Source organism: Streptomyces sp. NBC_00683 (assembly GCF_036226745.1).
Taxonomy (GTDB): domain Bacteria; phylum Actinomycetota; class Actinomycetes; order Streptomycetales; family Streptomycetaceae; genus Streptomyces.
On record NZ_CP109013.1, the window covers coordinates 2,718,113 to 2,732,949 of the forward strand.

The following is a 14,837-nucleotide window of genomic DNA, read 5'->3' on the forward strand; positions in this document are numbered from 1 at the left end:
CGGGGCGCCGCTGTGGGCGCCCCGGGGGCGTCAGCCCTGGTGGGGGTAGGTGTAGTCGGTCGGCGGGACCAGCGTCTCCTTGATGGCGCGGGTCAGCGTCCAGCGCTGCAGGTTCTGCGGGGCGCCCGCCTTGTCGTTGGTGCCCGAGGCACGGCCGCCACCGAAGGGCTGCTGGCCGACGACGGCGCCGGTCGACTTGTCGTTGATGTAGAAGTTGCCCGCGGCGTAGCGGAGCTTGTCCATCGTGTACGCGGCGGCCGCACGGTCGTTGGAGATGACCGCGCCGGTCAGCGCGTAGTCGGAGACGGACTCCATCTGCTCCAGCATGGCGTCGTACTTCTCGTCCTCGTAGACGTGCACGGCGAGGATCGGGCCGAAGTACTCGGTCGTGAAGACCTCGTTGGCCGGGTCGTCGCAGACGATGACGGTCGGGCGGACGAAGTAGCCGACGGAGTCGTCGTACGTACCGCCCGCGACGATCGCGCACGTCGGGTCGGCCTTCGCACGGTCGATCGCGGCCTTGTTCTTCGCGAAGGAGCGCTCGTCGATGACGGCACCGATGAAGTGCGACAGGTCGGTGACGTCACCCTGGGTGATGGAGTCGACCTCGGCCGCGAACTCCTCCTTGAAACCGGAGTTCCAGATGGAGGCCGGGACGTACGCACGGGAGGAAGCGGAGCACTTCTGGCCCTGGTACTCGAAGGAGCCACGGGTCAGCGCGGTCTTCAGGACGGCGCGGTCGGCGCTCGGGTGCGCGACGACGAAGTCCTTGCCACCGGTCTCGCCGACGAGCCGCGGGTAGGTGCGGTAGTTGGCGATGTTGTTGCCGACCGTCTTCCACAGGTGCTGGAAGGTCGGGGTCGAGCCGGTGAAGTGGATGCCGGCCAGGTCGCGGTGGTTCAGCGCCACCTCGGAGACGGCCTTGCCGTCGCCCGTGACCAGGTTGATGACGCCCTTGGGCAGACCGGCCTCCTCCAGGAGCTGCATCAGCAGCACGGCGGCGTGGGTCTGCGTCGGGGACGGCTTCCACACCACGACGTTGCCCATGAGGGCGGGCGCGGTCGGCAGGTTGCCCGCGATGGCGGTGAAGTTGAAGGGCGTGATCGCGTAGACGAAGCCCTCGAGCGGGCGGTGGTCCATGCGGTTCCACACGCCGGGAGAGTTCGCCGGGGGCTGCTCGGCGAGGATCTGGCGGGCGTAGTGCACGTTGAAGCGCCAGAAGTCGACGAGCTCGCAGGGGCAGTCGATCTCGGCCTGCTGGGCCGTCTTGGACTGGCCGAGCATCGTGGACGCGGCCAGCGTCTCGCGCCAGGGGCCGGACAGCAGCTCGGCGGCGCGCAGGATGATCGCGGCGCGGTCGTCGAAGGACATCGCGCGCCAGGCCGGGGCGGCGGCGAGGGCGGCGTCGATCGCGTCCTGGGCGTCCTGCTCGGTGGCGCCGGCGAAGGTGCCGATGACGGCCTTGTGGTTGTGCGGCTGTACGACGTCGAAGCGCTCGCCGCCACCCATCCGCTTCTCGCCGCCGATGGTCATCGGCAGGTCGATGGGGTTCTCGGCGAGCTCCTTGAGCTTCGCCTCGAGGCGGGCCCGCTCGGGGGAACCGGGGGCGTAGGAGTGGACCGGCTCGTTGACCGGCGCGGGGACCTGGGTGACAGCGTCCATGAGTGCCTTGTCTCCTTGGTTGAGGTGGGTGGTCGGCCGGGCAGGTCAGCCCTTGGTTCAGCCCTTGGTGAGGATGGAGCGGGCGAAGAACAGCAGGTTGGCCGGCTTCTCCGCGAGGCGGCGCATGAAGTAGCCGTACCAGTCGGTGCCGTACGCCGTGTAGACGCGCATCCGGTGGCCCTCGGCCGCGAGCCGGATCTGCTCGTCGCTGCGGATGCCGTACAGCATCTGGAACTCGTACTCGTCCAGTTTGCGCCCGGCCTGGCGGGCGAGCTCCTGGCCGATCGCGATGAGACGCGGGTCGTGGGAACCGATCATCGGGTAGCCGTCGCCCACCATCAGGGTCTTCAGGATCCGGACGAACGCCTTGTCGATCTCCGGCTTGTGCTGGTACGCGACGGAGGCGGGCTCCTTGTAGGCGCCCTTCACCAGACGGACCCGGCTGCCGGCGTCGGCGAGGCGCCGGGCGTCGTCCTCGGTGCGGAACAGGTAGGCCTGGATCACGCAGCCGGTCTGCGGGAAGTCCTTCCGCAGCTCCTCGTGGATGGCGAACATCGAGTCGAGGGTGGTGTGGTCCTCGGCGTCCAGCGTGACCGTGGTGCCGATCGCGGCGGCGGCCTCGACGACCGGCCGGATGTTGGCGAGCGCCAGCTCGTGGCCGCCGTCGAGGGACTGGCCGAACATCGACAGCTTGACCGACATCTCGGCCTTGGTGCCGAGCCCGAGGTCCTCGAGACGGCCGATCAGCTCCAGGTAGGCGTCGCGTGCGGCGGCGGCCTGCTCGGGGGTGGTGATGTCCTCACCCACGACGTCCAGGGTGACCTCGAGGCCGTGCTCGGCCGAGTCCTGGACGACCTTGACGACCTGGTCGACGGCCTCACCGGCGATGAACCGGGCGACGACCTGCTTGGTGCCCGGGGCGGCCGAGATGAAACGACGCATCTTGTCGCTGCGGGACGCGGCGAGAATCACGGGACCCAGCACGGGGCACCTCCACGGAATATACGAACGAGGGCCGTACCGGTACGCATATGAACAGACCGGGACGGCACGGAGAACCACCGTGAAATCTAAGGATCCTTCCGATCGTGTGCCATCGACACCTGTCACGCATCTGTGGCCACTACTTCAGACATATGTCTGAAGAGGTGCGAGACTGGCCGGGTGAAGGGCGATTACCAGGAGCTGGTCGACGAGATCTCCGCGCTGCTCGGCGCCCCCGCGACCCTGGAGAACCGGGACTTCGTCCTGGTCGCCTTCGGGGCCCACGACAGCGACGACGACACGGCGATGGACCCCGTCCGTACGCGCTCGATCCTCACCCGGCGCTCCACCCCCGCGGTCCGGGCCTGGTTCGAGGGCTTCGGCATCGCGCGCGCCACCGGCCCGGTCCGCATTCCGGCCGCCCCGGAGGCCGGAGTGTTCCGGGACCGGATCTGCCTGCCGGTACGCCATCGGGGTGTCGTCCTCGGATACGTATGGCTGCTCGACGCCGACCCCCGCCCGACCTCAGACCAGCTGACGGCGGCGATGGACGTGGCGGCCCGGATCGGGGGGCTGCTCTCCGACGAGGCTCGGGCGGGCGCCGACCTGTCCCGGGAGTTCGGCGCGGTGCTCGCGGCGGGGCGGGGATGGCAGCGCGACATGGCGGTGGCGGCGCTGCACGAGGCACTGGGCCCGGACGCGGACGGGCTGCACACCGTGGTGTGCGTGACCCCGTGGCCGGACGAGGCACCCTCGGCCCGCACCGTGCCCTCCTCGGCGGCCCTCGCCACGGTCGCCGTGGCAGGCACGCTGTCGCTGGCCGCGCTGGTACGCCTGCGCTCCCCCGACACCCTGGACCCGGCGACGACGGCCGCGGACCGCCTGCGCTCCACTGCGGGGACCACCGCCACGGGCGGCATCGCGGTCGCCCGCCGGGGTCTGGCCGAGCTGGCCGACTCCTGGCACGAGGCACTGTCCGCGGCCCGCGCGGCCTCGGCGGAATCCCGCTTCGGCCCGGTCGCCGACTGGCGGGCCATCGGCCCGTACCGGCTGCTGGCCTCGCTGCCCCCGGCCCCGGACGCCGCCCCGGACCACACGGTCCGCACCCTGCTGACCCCGCCGCACACGGAACTGGCCCGCACCGCCGAGGTGTTCCTCGACTGCGCGGGCCAGGCGAGCCGGACAGCGGCCGAGCTGGGCATCCACCGCCAGACGCTCTACTACCGCCTCGCCCGGGTCCAGGAGCTCACCGGGCTCGACCTGAACGACGGCGAGGACCGGCTGCTGCTGCACATGTCGCTGAAGGCGGCGCGGCTGTAGGACGGTTCCCGTGACCGGGGCCCTGACAGCAGTGCACCCGGCAGGCAGATGGTGGTCTGCCCGCCGGGTGCGGTTGCTGCTGTGCGGCCTTGGATCAGTCGGTGAGGTTCACCGAACGGGCCGAGGTGGCACCGATCTCGTCCGCGATCTCGGTCAGGACCGACTGCGGGACGTCGTCGTCGACGGTGAGCACGACCAGCGCCTCGCCGCCCACGGCCGCCCGCGAGACCTGCATGCCCGCGATGTTCAGCCCGGCCTCGCCGAGGATCTTGCCGACCGCGCCGACGACGCCGGGACGGTCCTCGTACCGCAGGACGACCATGTGGTCGGCGAGCGCCAGGTCCACGTCGTGCTCACCGATGGCGACGATCTTCTGGAGGTGCTTGGGGCCGGCCAGCGTGCCGGAGACCGCGACCTCCTCGCCGCTGGACAGGGTGCCGCGGACGGTCACCACGTTGCGGTGGTCCGGCGACTCGGAGCTGGTGGTGAGGCGTACCTCGACACCGCGCTCCTGAGCGAAGAGCGGGGCGTTGACGTAGGACACCGTCTCGTCGACGACGTCCTCGAACACACCCTTGAGCGCGGAGAGTTCGAGCACCTTCACGTCGTGCTGGGTGATCTCGCCGTAGACCTCGACATCGAGGCGGGCCGCGACCTCGCCCGCGAGCGCGGTGAAGATACGGCCGAGCTTCTCGGCGAGGGGCAGTCCGGGACGTACGTCCTCGGCGATCACGCCGCCCTGGACGTTGACCGCGTCCGGCACGAGCTCACCGGCGAGCGCCAGGCGGACGGACTTGGCGACCGCGATGCCCGCCTTCTCCTGCGCCTCGTCGGTGGAAGCACCGAGGTGCGGGGTGCAGACGACCTGGTCGAACTGGAACAGCGGGGAGTCCGTGCAGGGCTCCTTCGTGTACACGTCCAGACCGGCGCCGGCGACCCGGCCCTCCTTGAGGGCGGAGGCGAGCGCCTCCTCGTCGACGATGCCGCCGCGTGCGGCGTTGACGATCCGCACCGAGGGCTTCACCTTGTGCAGCGCGTCGTCGCCGATCAGGCCGAGCGTCTCAGGGGTCTTGGGGAGGTGCACCGTGATGAAGTCGGCGACCTCGAGCAGCTCGTCCAGGGTGAGGAGCTTGACGCCCATCTGCGCGGCACGCGCGGGCTGCACATAGGGGTCGTACGCGACGATCTTCATGCCGAACGCGGACATGCGCTGCGCGACGAGCACGCCGATGCGGCCGAGGCCCACGACGCCGAGAACCTTCTCGCTGAGCTCGACGCCCGTGTACTTCGAACGCTTCCACTCGCCGTTCTTCAGGGCGGTGTTGGCCTGCGGGATGTTGCGCGCGGTGGCGACGAGCAGGCCGCAGGCGAGCTCGGCGGCCGTGACGATGTTGGACGTCGGCGCGTTGACGACCATCACGCCGGCCTTGGTGGCCGAGGAGACGTCGACGTTGTCCAGACCGACGCCCGCGCGGGCGACGACCCTGAGCTTCTTCGCGGCGGCGATGGCCTCGGCGTCGACCTTGGTGGCGGAGCGCACCAGGATCGCGTCGACATCGGCGATCGCGGGGAGGAGTTCGGCGCGGTCCGCGCCGTTGCAGTGCCGGATCTCGAAATCCGGACCCAGAGCGTCGACCGTGGCGGGCGACAGCTCTTCAGCAATGAGTACGACAGGTTTCGAGCTCACGTGTGTCCTCACAAGTCCAGTGCGGACGGCCGTCCCGACGGCCGCAGGCGGTGGAGGGGCTAGCCGCGTGGAAGACGCACGACACTGTGGGCCCTGACGCGTGTATGTGTTGAGAAGTGTAGTCATGCGGCCGGACGCGATCTGCGCCCCGGTGGAAGGATCACCCGCACGAGGTGGACGGCCTGTACAGACGTACGGTGCCGTCTCCTGCCACCGCCCCTCCCCCGCAGTGACACGGGCGTGGGACAGACCGTGCGCCGAGGGGCGGGCCCGTGCGGACCCGCCCCTCGGCCAAGAGGCTCAGGCCTCGTTGTCGACCCAGCTCATGAGCTTGCGCAGCTCCTTGCCGGTGGTCTCCAGCAGGTGGTCGCTGTCGGCCTTCTTGTACTCGTTGTACTTGGGCAGACCGTTGTGGTACTCCGCCATCCAGGCCTTGGCGAAGGTGCCGTCCTGGATCTCGGTGAGGACCTTCTTCATCTCGGCCTTGGTGGCGTCCGTGATGATGCGCGGGCCGGTGACGTAGTCGCCCCACTCGGCGGTCTCCGAGATGGACCAGCGCATCTTCTCGAGGCCGCCCTCGTACATGAGGTCCACGATGAGCTTCAGCTCGTGCAGGCACTCGAAGTACGCGATCTCCGGCTGGTAGCCGGCCTCGGTCAGGGTCTCGAAACCGGCCTTGACCAGAGCGGCGGTGCCACCGCAGAGGACGGCCTGCTCGCCGAAGAGGTCGGTCTCGGTCTCCTCGGTGAAGGTCGTCTTGATGACGCCGGCGCGGGTGCCGCCGATGCCCTTCGCGTAACTGAGGGCGAGCGCCAGGCCCTTGCCGGTGGCGTCCTGCTCGACGGCCACGATGCACGGAACGCCGCGGCCCTCCTCGTACTGGCGGCGGACCAGGTGGCCCGGGCCCTTCGGGGCGACCATGCAGACGTCGACGCCGGCCGGCGGCTTGATGAAGTCGAAGCGGATGTTCAGGCCGTGGCCGAAGAACAGCGCGTCGCCGTCCTTGAGGTTGTCCTTGATGGACTCCTCGTAGACCTGGGCCTGGATCGGGTCCGGGACGAGGATCATGATGACGTCGGCCTCGGCGGACGCCTCGGCGGGGGTCACCACGCGCAGGCCCTGCTCCTCGGCCTTGGCCTTGGACTTCGAACCCTCGTGCAGACCGACTCGGACGTCGACACCCGAGTCACGCAGCGACAGCGCGTGGGCGTGGCCCTGGCTGCCGTATCCGATGACCGCGACCTTGCGGCCCTGGATGATGGACAGGTCGGCATCGTCGTCGTAGAACAGCTCGGCCACTGGGTCTTCTCCTTGGTGTGCAGGTGTTGCGTCCCACCGTACGGCGGGGTGCGTCAGATACGTTGTCGGGTCTCGCCATGCGAGCGGCGAGGCTGCCCCTGAATGATTACGCCGTGCGGTCGAGTGCGCGCAGAGAACGGTCGGTGATCGAGCGCGCGCCGCGCCCTATGGCGATGGTGCCGGACTGGACGAGCTCCTTGATGCCGAACTGCTCCAGCATCTTGAGCATGGCTTCCAGCTTGTCGGCGCCCCCGGTCGCCTCGATCGTGACGGCCTCGGGCGAGACGTCGACGGTCTTGGCGCGGAACAGCTGGACGATCTCGACGATCTGGGAGCGGGTCTCGTTGTCGGCGCGGACCTTCACCAGGACGAGCTCCCGCTGGATCGCAGCGGAGGGCTCGAGTTCGACGATCTTCAGGACGTTGACCAGCTTGTTGAGCTGCTTGGTCACCTGCTCCAGGGGCAGGCCCTCGACATTCACCACGATGGTGATGCGGGAGATGTCGGGATGTTCGGTGGTACCGACCGCGAGCGAGTCGATGTTGAAGCCGCGCCGGGAGAACAGGGCCGTGATCCGGGCGAGGACACCTGGCTTGTTCTCGACCAGGACGGAGAGCGTGTGCTTGGTGGACATGGAGTCGTCTCTCTCTGTCTCTCAGTCGTCTTCGTTGTCGCCGAAGTCGGGGCGGACACCGCGGGCTGCCAGGACCTCGTCGTTGGAGGTGCCGGCGGCGACCATCGGCCACACCATGGCGTCCTCGTGGACGATGAAGTCGATGACGACCGGGCGGTCGTTGATCGCGTTGGCCTCGGCGATGACCTTGTCCAGGTCGGCCGGGTCCTCGCAGCGGATCGCGTAGCAGCCCATGGCCTCGGACAGCTTGACGAAGTCCGGCACGCGGGTGCCCTTCGCCGGGGCGCCGTCCGTGTCCGCGCCGGAGTGCAGCACCGTGTTGGAGTACCGCTGGTTGTAGAACAGGGTCTGCCACTGGCGGACCATCCCGAGCGCGCCGTTGTTGATGATCGCGACCTTGATCGGGATGTTGTTGAGCGCGCAGGTGGTGAGTTCCTGATTGGTCATCTGGAAGCAGCCGTCACCGTCGATCGCCCAGACGGCGCGGTCCGGCATCCCGGCCTTGGCGCCCATCGCGGCCGGAACCGCGTACCCCATCGTCCCGGCGCCGCCGGAGTTCAGCCAGGTGGAGGGCTGCTCGTAGTTGATGAAGTGCGAGGCCCACATCTGGTGCTGGCCGACGCCCGCCGCGAAGATCGTGCCTTCGGGGGCGAGCTGACCGATGCGCTCGATGACCTGCTGCGGCGAGAGGCTGCCGTCCTCCGGCAGGTCGTAGCCGACCGGGTAGGTCTCGCGCCACCGGTTGAGGTCCTTCCACCAGGCGGCGTAGTCGCCGGTGTTGCCCTCGGTGTGCTCCGCCTGGACCGCCTGGACGAGGTCGGCGATGACCTCGCGGGCGTCACCGACGATCGGCACGTCGGCGGCGCGGTTCTTGCCGATCTCGGCCGGGTCGATGTCGGCGTGGACGATCTTGGCGAACGGGGCGAAGCTGTCCAGCTTGCCGGTGACGCGGTCGTCGAACCTGGCCCCGAGCGCGACGATCAGGTCGGCCTTCTGCAGCGCGGTGACGGCGGTGACCGAACCGTGCATGCCGGGCATTCCCACGTGCAGCGGGTGGCTGTCGGGGAAGGAGCCGAGCGCCATCAGTGTGGTGGTGACGGGCGCTCCGGTGAGCTCTGCCAGGACCTTCAGCTCGGCGGTCGCACCGGCCTTCATGACGCCGCCGCCGACGTACAGCACCGGGCGCTTGGCCTGGGTGATGAGCTTGGCGGCCTCACGGATCTGCTTGGCGTGCGGCTTGGTGACCGGGCGGTAGCCGGGCAGGTCCAGCGTCGGCGGCCAGCTGAAGGTCGTCTTCGCCTGCAGCGCGTCCTTGGCGATGTCGACGAGGACCGGTCCCGGGCGGCCGGTGGAGGCGATGTGGAAGGCCTCGGCGATCGTGTGCGCGATGTCCTCGGCGCGGGTGACCAGGAAGTTGTGCTTGGTGATCGGCATGGTGATGCCGCAGATGTCGGCTTCCTGGAAGGCGTCCGTACCGATGGCGGCGGAGGCCACCTGGCCGGTGATCGCGACCAGGGGCACGGAGTCCATGGCCGCGTCGGCGATCGGGGTGACCAGGTTGGTGGCACCCGGGCCCGAGGTGACCATGCAGACGCCGACCTTGCCGGTGGCCTGTGCGTAGCCGGTGGCCGCGTGGCCGGCACCCTGCTCGTGGCGGACCAGGATGTGGCGGACCCGGGTGGAGTCCATCAGCGGGTCGTACGCCGGCAGGATGCAGCCGCCAGGGAGGCCGAATACGGTGTCGGCCCCGACTTCCTCGAGAGAGCGGATGAGGGACTGCGCGCCCGTGAGGTGCTCAACAGAGGCGGAGGACGGTCCGCCGTTACGGGCCCGCGGCTGCGGGTGGTGGGCCCCGGTGGCCTGCTCGGTCATCGGCATTCTCTTCTCGAAGCTGAGGGTTTATGCGGCGTGTTTGTGGGGTTTTGAGTGGTACCGGTGCAACAAAAAACCCCTCGTGCCGTGAGGCAAGCGAGGGGAGCGCGCCGGTGCGGTCTGCAAGGTGTCCATGAGTGACCCTGCTTCAGCCGACGCGCTTTCCAAGTACGAGAATTCGGGTGCGCATGGCATTGACCCTCTCTCCGGCACGCGTACGGTGTCAAGTAGGTGGGACGGCCGTCTCATCATGTGAGCGGCTCTGGAGCGGGATCGAGCCACCCGCCAGAACGGGCTGCGCGGTGGGGACACCGCCTGGAACAGGAAACTTGCCACGGATCAGGGCGCGCCGCAGCCGGTATTCGTCAAGTGGCCCGGAGAAGGCCATCCCCTGTCCGTGCGTACATCCCATGGCCCGCAGCGCGCGCACCTGCTCGGGCAGGTCGACCCCGTCGGCCACGGACTGCATACCGAGATCGCAGGCGATGCGCAACAGTCCACTGGTGATCTTGTGCAGCCGTGCGGACTCCACGACGCCCTCGACCAGGCCGCGGTCCAGCTTCAGTACGTCGATCGGAAGCCGGCGCAGCGCGTTGATCGCCGCATAGCCGCTGCCGAAGCCGTCGAGCGCGATCCGTACGCCGAGCCTGCGCAGCGCGACGAGGCGCTGCTCAAGGTCGTCGAAGGCGATCCGCGGGTCGCTGTCGGCCACTTCGATCATGAGGGCACCGGAGGGCAGTCCGTGCCGGGTGAGGAGCGCTTCCACGGTGCCGAAGGGCCGTGAACGGTCGAGCAGTCGTCCGGCCGACACGCGCACGGACACCGGGACCGGGTGACCGGCCCTGGCCCGCTCGGCGGCCTGCTCGACGGCCTCCTCCAGCAGCCAGCCGCCGAGTTCGGCGGCGCGGTCGCTGTCCTCGGCGACGCGGAGGAACTCCGCGGGGGTGAAGAGGATGCCCTGCGCGGAGCGCCAGCGCGCCTGGGCGGCCACGGCCGCGACGGTGCCGCTGGCCAGGTGGACCACGGGCTGGTGCAGCAGCGCGAACTCGCCGTCCCTCAGGGCCGTGCGCAGCCGCGCCGCGACCTCGGAGCGGCGGACGACCTCGGCCTGCATCTGGGGGGCGTAGAGCTCGACCCTGTCCTTGCCGCTCGCCTTGGCGCGGTACATGGCGAGGTCGGCATTGCGCATGAGGTCCTTGGGGGTGATGGAGGGCTCGGCGAAGGCGACCCCGATGGAGGCCGCCACCCGGACCTCCCCGGTGCCGATCCGGTACGGCTGGGAGAGCGTGAGGCGCAGCCGGTCCGCGATCTCGTGGACCTGGCACTCCCGGGCGGCCTGGTCGCGGGTGCCGTCGCCGACGATGAGCGCGGCGAATTCGTCGCCCCCGAGGCGGGCGGCCGTGTCGGAGGCGCGTACGGACTCCTGGAGGCGGCGGGCGGCCTGGATGAGCAGCTCGTCGCCCGCCTGGTGGCCGATGGAGTCGTTGACCGCCTTGAAGCCGTCCAGGTCGATGAAGAGCACGGCGGTGCCCGGGTCGCCGGAGCGCCGGCCGCCGAGCGCCTGGCTGACCCGCGTGGTGAACAGGGCCCGGTTGGGCAGGTCGGTGAGCGGGTCGTGCTCGGCGTTGTGCTGCAACTGGGCCTGCAGCCGGACCCGTTCGGTCACGTCACGGCTGTTGAGCAGCAGACCGCCCTGGTGACGGTTGACGGTGGACTCGACGTGGAGCCAGTCACCGGTGCCCGACCTGAAGCGGCATTCGATCCGGGTGGTGGGTTCCTCCCGGGGCGGTGCCGCGAGGAACCGCCGGACCTCGTGGACGACCCCTCCGAGATCCTCGGGGTGGATGATCGAGGACAGCTCGGCGCCGACGAGGTCGTCGGCGTCGCGCCCGTAGACCCCGGCCGCCGCGGGGCTGACGTAGCGGAGTATGCCGGTGGGCGCGGCGATCATGATGACGTCGCTGGAGCCCTGCACCAGGGAGCGGAAGTGGTTCTCCTTCTGCGCCAGCTCGTGGGTGAGCGCGATGTTGTCGAGGAGCATGATCGCCTGGCGGACGACCAGGGCGAGCACCACCGCGCAGCCGGTGAAGACCACGACCCGGTCGACGGTGCGGCCCTCGACCACGTTGTACAGGATGCCGAGGGTGCAGACGGCGGCGGCCAGGTACGGCGTGAGCGCGGCCAGGGAGCCGGCGATGGGACGGCTGGTGGTGCGCGGCTCCCTGGCGTGCTCGACAGCGTTGTCCTGACTGCGACGGGCGCCCCACGGCGCATAGGCGAGCAGCAGGGATCCCGCGAACCAGCCCGCGTCGAGGAGCTGGCCGGACCGGTAGGTCGAGCGGAGCAGCGGCGAGGTGAACACCGCGTCGCACAGCACCGTCAGGGCGAGTGCGGCGATGGCCGTGTTCACCGCGGAGCGATTGACGTGGACCCGCCGGAAGTGCAGGGCGAGCACCATGGAGACCAGCACGATGTCGAGCAGCGGGTAGGCCAGGGAGAGCGCGGCCCTGGCGACGCTCTCCCCCTCCACGTTCGCGACATGGGCGGTGTGGGCGAGCGCGAGGCTCCAGGAGAGCGTGAGCAGGGACCCGCCGATCAGCCAGGCGTCCAGCACCAGGCAGACCCAGCCAGCCCGGGTGACGGGCCGCTTGGCGAGGACCAGCAGCCCGACGATGGCGGGCGGGGCGAAGCAGAGGAAGAAGACGTCGGCCAGGGACGGGGAGGGCACGGAGCGCCCCAGCACCACTTCGTACCAGCCCCAGACCGCGTTGCCGCCGGCCGCCATCGCTGAGGAGAGCGAGAACAGCAGCCAGGCGGGCCGGAACCGGCTGCCGCTCCTGCGTGCGTGGAGGAAGCAGGACACGGCGGCGATCAGGGCGGCGAGGCTGAGGCCGAAGTCGCCCATGAACACGGCCAGTCCGGGCGAGCCCCAGCCGACCGCCGCCCCCACGGCGTAACCGGCGCAGATGGCGGCGAGGAGCAGCTGGGAGCGCAGTCCCGCGCTCCGGCCGGAGACCGGCCGCCGGGAGAGCAGCGCCCCGAGGGCGCTCACCGGAGAGCTCCCCGGGCCTGGCCCGGGGTCCTCGGCACCGGTGACCGGCGCCGTCCGCTCTGCCGCGTCGGGTCGTCTCTCCATCGGCCGCACACCGTCCGTCGCCCCCTCGCGTTGCGCTTCCTCCCCGGCACCGCCCCTGCCATGGCGCTGCCCCCTTCTGGACGATACACCAGAGTCGTCACGCAGGGACATAGCTTCTCTACTCTCCGTGACCACCTGGGGTGTTGTCGGAAACCGCGTGCGGAAGCGCCGTTCCGGAGCGTGCTCAGCCGGTCGTGAGTACGAGGTTGTGCACCTGCTCCCCTGCGGCGAAGCGGGTGACCTGGCCGGCCAGCAGACGCTTGGCGCGCGGCAGGAACGCCGAGGTGCTGCCGCCCACATGGGGGGTGATCAGAACGTTGGGAGCATGCCAGAGCGGATGACCCGCGGGCAGCGGTTCGGGATCGGTGACATCGAGCGCGGCACGCAGCCTGCCCGACTCGAGTTCGGACAGCAGGGCCGCCGTGTCGACAACGGCTCCCCTGGCAACGTTCACGAGCAGGGCACCGTCCGGCATCGCGGCGAGGAATTCGGCGCCCACCAGCCCTTGTGTGGAGGGGTTCAGCGGAGTGGACAGAATCACGATGTCGGCTTCGGGCAGCAGTGCGGGCAGCTCCTCGAGCGCGTGTACGGGGCCGCGCGCGGATGCCCGTGCGGAGCGTGCGACGCGCACCACCCGCGCGCACTCGAAGGGTTCGAGCCTGTCCTCGATGGCCGCGCCGATCGATCCGTACCCCACGACGAGTACGGACTTGTCGGCGAGGGCGGGGTAGAAGCCCGAGAGCCACTCCTCCTTGTCCTGGCCGTGCACGAAGCCCGGGAATCCGCGCAGCGAGGCCAGGATCAGGGCGAGGGCGAGCTCTGCGGTCGACGCCTCGTGCACACCCTTGGCATTGCACAGCCGTACGCCGTCGGGCAGGAGGCCGAGCCCCGGCTGCACATGGTCGATGCCCGCGGACAGCGTCTGCACGACCCGGACGCCGGTCATCTCCTTGAGCGGGCGGACGGCGACCTCCGGCCCCTTCATGTACGGAACGACGTAGAAGGCGCAGTCGGCGGGGTCCGCCGGGTAGTCCCGGCCGCCGTCCCAGAATCGGTAGTTGAGACCCTCGGGGAGCCCGTCGATCTCGTCGGCCGCGATCGGCAGCCACACATCGGTAGCAGGTGTCGAAGTCATGGTCAGGAGGCTATGCGAAGGCCACGGGGCGGCAGAGGCTACTTTGGGGTCCGGAGTGGTCCCGCGACGGCGGGACCGAGGGAGGGTTCGGGGAGTTGGAGCGCAGGACTATCGGTGCGGCGGCACTCGCCGTGGGCGCGGTCGGGCTGGGGTGCATGCCGATGAGCTGGGCCTACAGCACGTCGCAGCAGCGCGGCGACCGTTCGCTGCGGACGGTGCACGCCGCACTGGACGCCGGCGTCCACCTGCTCGACACCGCCGACATGTACGGCCCGTTCACCAACGAGCTGCTGGTCGGTCGCGCGCTCAAGGGGCGCCGGTCCGACGCCTTCCTCTCCACCAAGTGCGGGCTGCTGGTGGGCGATCAGCACATCGTCGCCAACGGGCGCCCCGGCTATGTGCGGCGGGCCTGCGATGCCTCGCTGCGGCGGCTGCAGACCGATGTGATCGATCTGTACCAACTGCACAGGGCCGACCCCGAGGTGCCGGTGGAGGAGACCTGGGGCGCGATGGCGGACCTGGTGACCGCGGGCAAGGTCCGGTCGCTCGGACTGTGCGCGGTGGGAGCACGGGCGGCGCGGCGGCCGGGGTCCCGGATGCACGACGGAACGATCCGGCAGCTGGAGCGGGTGCAGCAGGTCTTCCCCGTCAGCGCGGTCGAGGCGGAGCTCTCCGTGTGGTCTCCGGAGGCGCTGGACCAGCTGCTGCCCTGGTGCACGGCGCGGGGTGTCGGCCTGCTGGCGGCGATGCCGCTGGGCAACGGCTATCTGACGGGGACTCTGAAGCCGGGCCAGGGCTTCGAACCGGACGATCCGCGGGCCAGGCACCCGCGGTTCACGGCGGAGATGATGGCGGCGAACCAGCCGGTGGTGGCGGGTCTGCGGCGGATCGCGGAGCGGCACGGGGCCACCCCCGCCCAGGTGGCACTGGCCTGGGTGCTGCGGCAGGGCCGGTATGTGGTTCCCGTGCCCGGCGCGAAGCAGGAGCGGTGGGCCGTGGAGAACGCGGGGGCGGCGGACCTGGTCCTCACGGACCGGGACGTGGCGGAGATCGCCGGACTGCCGAGGGCCCGCGGCTCGTGGGACTGATCACGCGGCGGGAGAATTGG

Annotated in this window: 10 protein-coding genes; 2 read left to right on the plus strand and 8 right to left on the minus strand. The window is 70.1% G+C overall.

Annotated elements, in window-relative coordinates; genetic code table 11:
* Positions 1–30: 30 nt before the first annotated feature.
* Positions 31–1,662 carry an L-glutamate gamma-semialdehyde dehydrogenase gene (gene pruA / locus OG257_RS11835; protein ID WP_329207108.1) on the minus strand — a complete coding sequence of 544 codons (1,632 nt, stop codon included), beginning with the start codon at positions 1,660–1,662 and terminating at the stop codon, positions 31–33.
* 57 nt (positions 1,663–1,719) lie between these two features.
* A complete protein-coding gene (locus OG257_RS11840) occupies positions 1,720–2,646 on the minus strand; it encodes a proline dehydrogenase family protein (RefSeq protein ID WP_329207109.1) in 927 nt (308 codons plus the stop codon).
* Between the two features lie 180 nt (positions 2,647–2,826).
* On the opposite strand from OG257_RS11840, the gene OG257_RS11845 reads away from it, so the two are divergent.
* A complete protein-coding gene (locus tag OG257_RS11845; RefSeq protein WP_329207112.1) occupies positions 2,827–3,966 on the plus strand; it encodes a PucR family transcriptional regulator in 1,140 nt (379 codons plus the stop codon).
* 94 nt (positions 3,967–4,060) lie between these two features.
* Here the strand turns inward: OG257_RS11845 and serA are convergent, their stop codons facing one another.
* The 6 genes from serA to OG257_RS11875 form a co-directional block, all read right to left on the minus strand.
* Positions 4,061–5,653, minus strand: coding sequence for a phosphoglycerate dehydrogenase (gene serA / locus OG257_RS11850; RefSeq protein WP_329207113.1), 1,593 nt, complete (start codon positions 5,651–5,653; stop codon positions 4,061–4,063).
* A gap of 300 nt (positions 5,654–5,953) precedes the next feature.
* The gene (ilvC, locus tag OG257_RS11855; RefSeq protein WP_329207115.1) at positions 5,954–6,952 is read right to left on the minus strand and encodes a ketol-acid reductoisomerase; all 999 of its coding nucleotides are present in this window, start codon (positions 6,950–6,952) and stop codon (positions 5,954–5,956) included.
* Between the two features lie 106 nt (positions 6,953–7,058).
* Positions 7,059–7,586: an acetolactate synthase small subunit gene (gene ilvN / locus OG257_RS11860; RefSeq protein ID WP_104789338.1), complete on the minus strand. Its 528-nt coding sequence runs from the start codon at positions 7,584–7,586 to the stop codon at positions 7,059–7,061.
* A gap of 21 nt (positions 7,587–7,607) precedes the next feature.
* The gene (locus tag OG257_RS11865) at positions 7,608–9,464 is read right to left on the minus strand and encodes an acetolactate synthase large subunit (protein WP_329207118.1); all 1,857 of its coding nucleotides are present in this window, start codon (positions 9,462–9,464) and stop codon (positions 7,608–7,610) included.
* Between the two features lie 217 nt (positions 9,465–9,681).
* The gene (locus OG257_RS11870; protein ID WP_329207120.1) at positions 9,682–12,510 is read right to left on the minus strand and encodes a putative bifunctional diguanylate cyclase/phosphodiesterase; all 2,829 of its coding nucleotides are present in this window, start codon (positions 12,508–12,510) and stop codon (positions 9,682–9,684) included.
* Between the two features lie 268 nt (positions 12,511–12,778).
* Positions 12,779–13,729 carry a 2-hydroxyacid dehydrogenase gene (locus OG257_RS11875; RefSeq protein ID WP_329207121.1) on the minus strand — a complete coding sequence of 317 codons (951 nt, stop codon included), beginning with the start codon at positions 13,727–13,729 and terminating at the stop codon, positions 12,779–12,781.
* A 131-nt stretch (positions 13,730–13,860) separates the two neighbouring features.
* On the opposite strand from OG257_RS11875, the gene OG257_RS11880 reads away from it, so the two are divergent.
* On the plus strand, positions 13,861–14,817 hold the full coding sequence (locus OG257_RS11880) for an aldo/keto reductase (protein WP_329215039.1): 957 nt from the start codon (positions 13,861–13,863) through the stop codon (positions 14,815–14,817).
* Positions 14,818–14,837 lie beyond the last annotated feature (20 nt).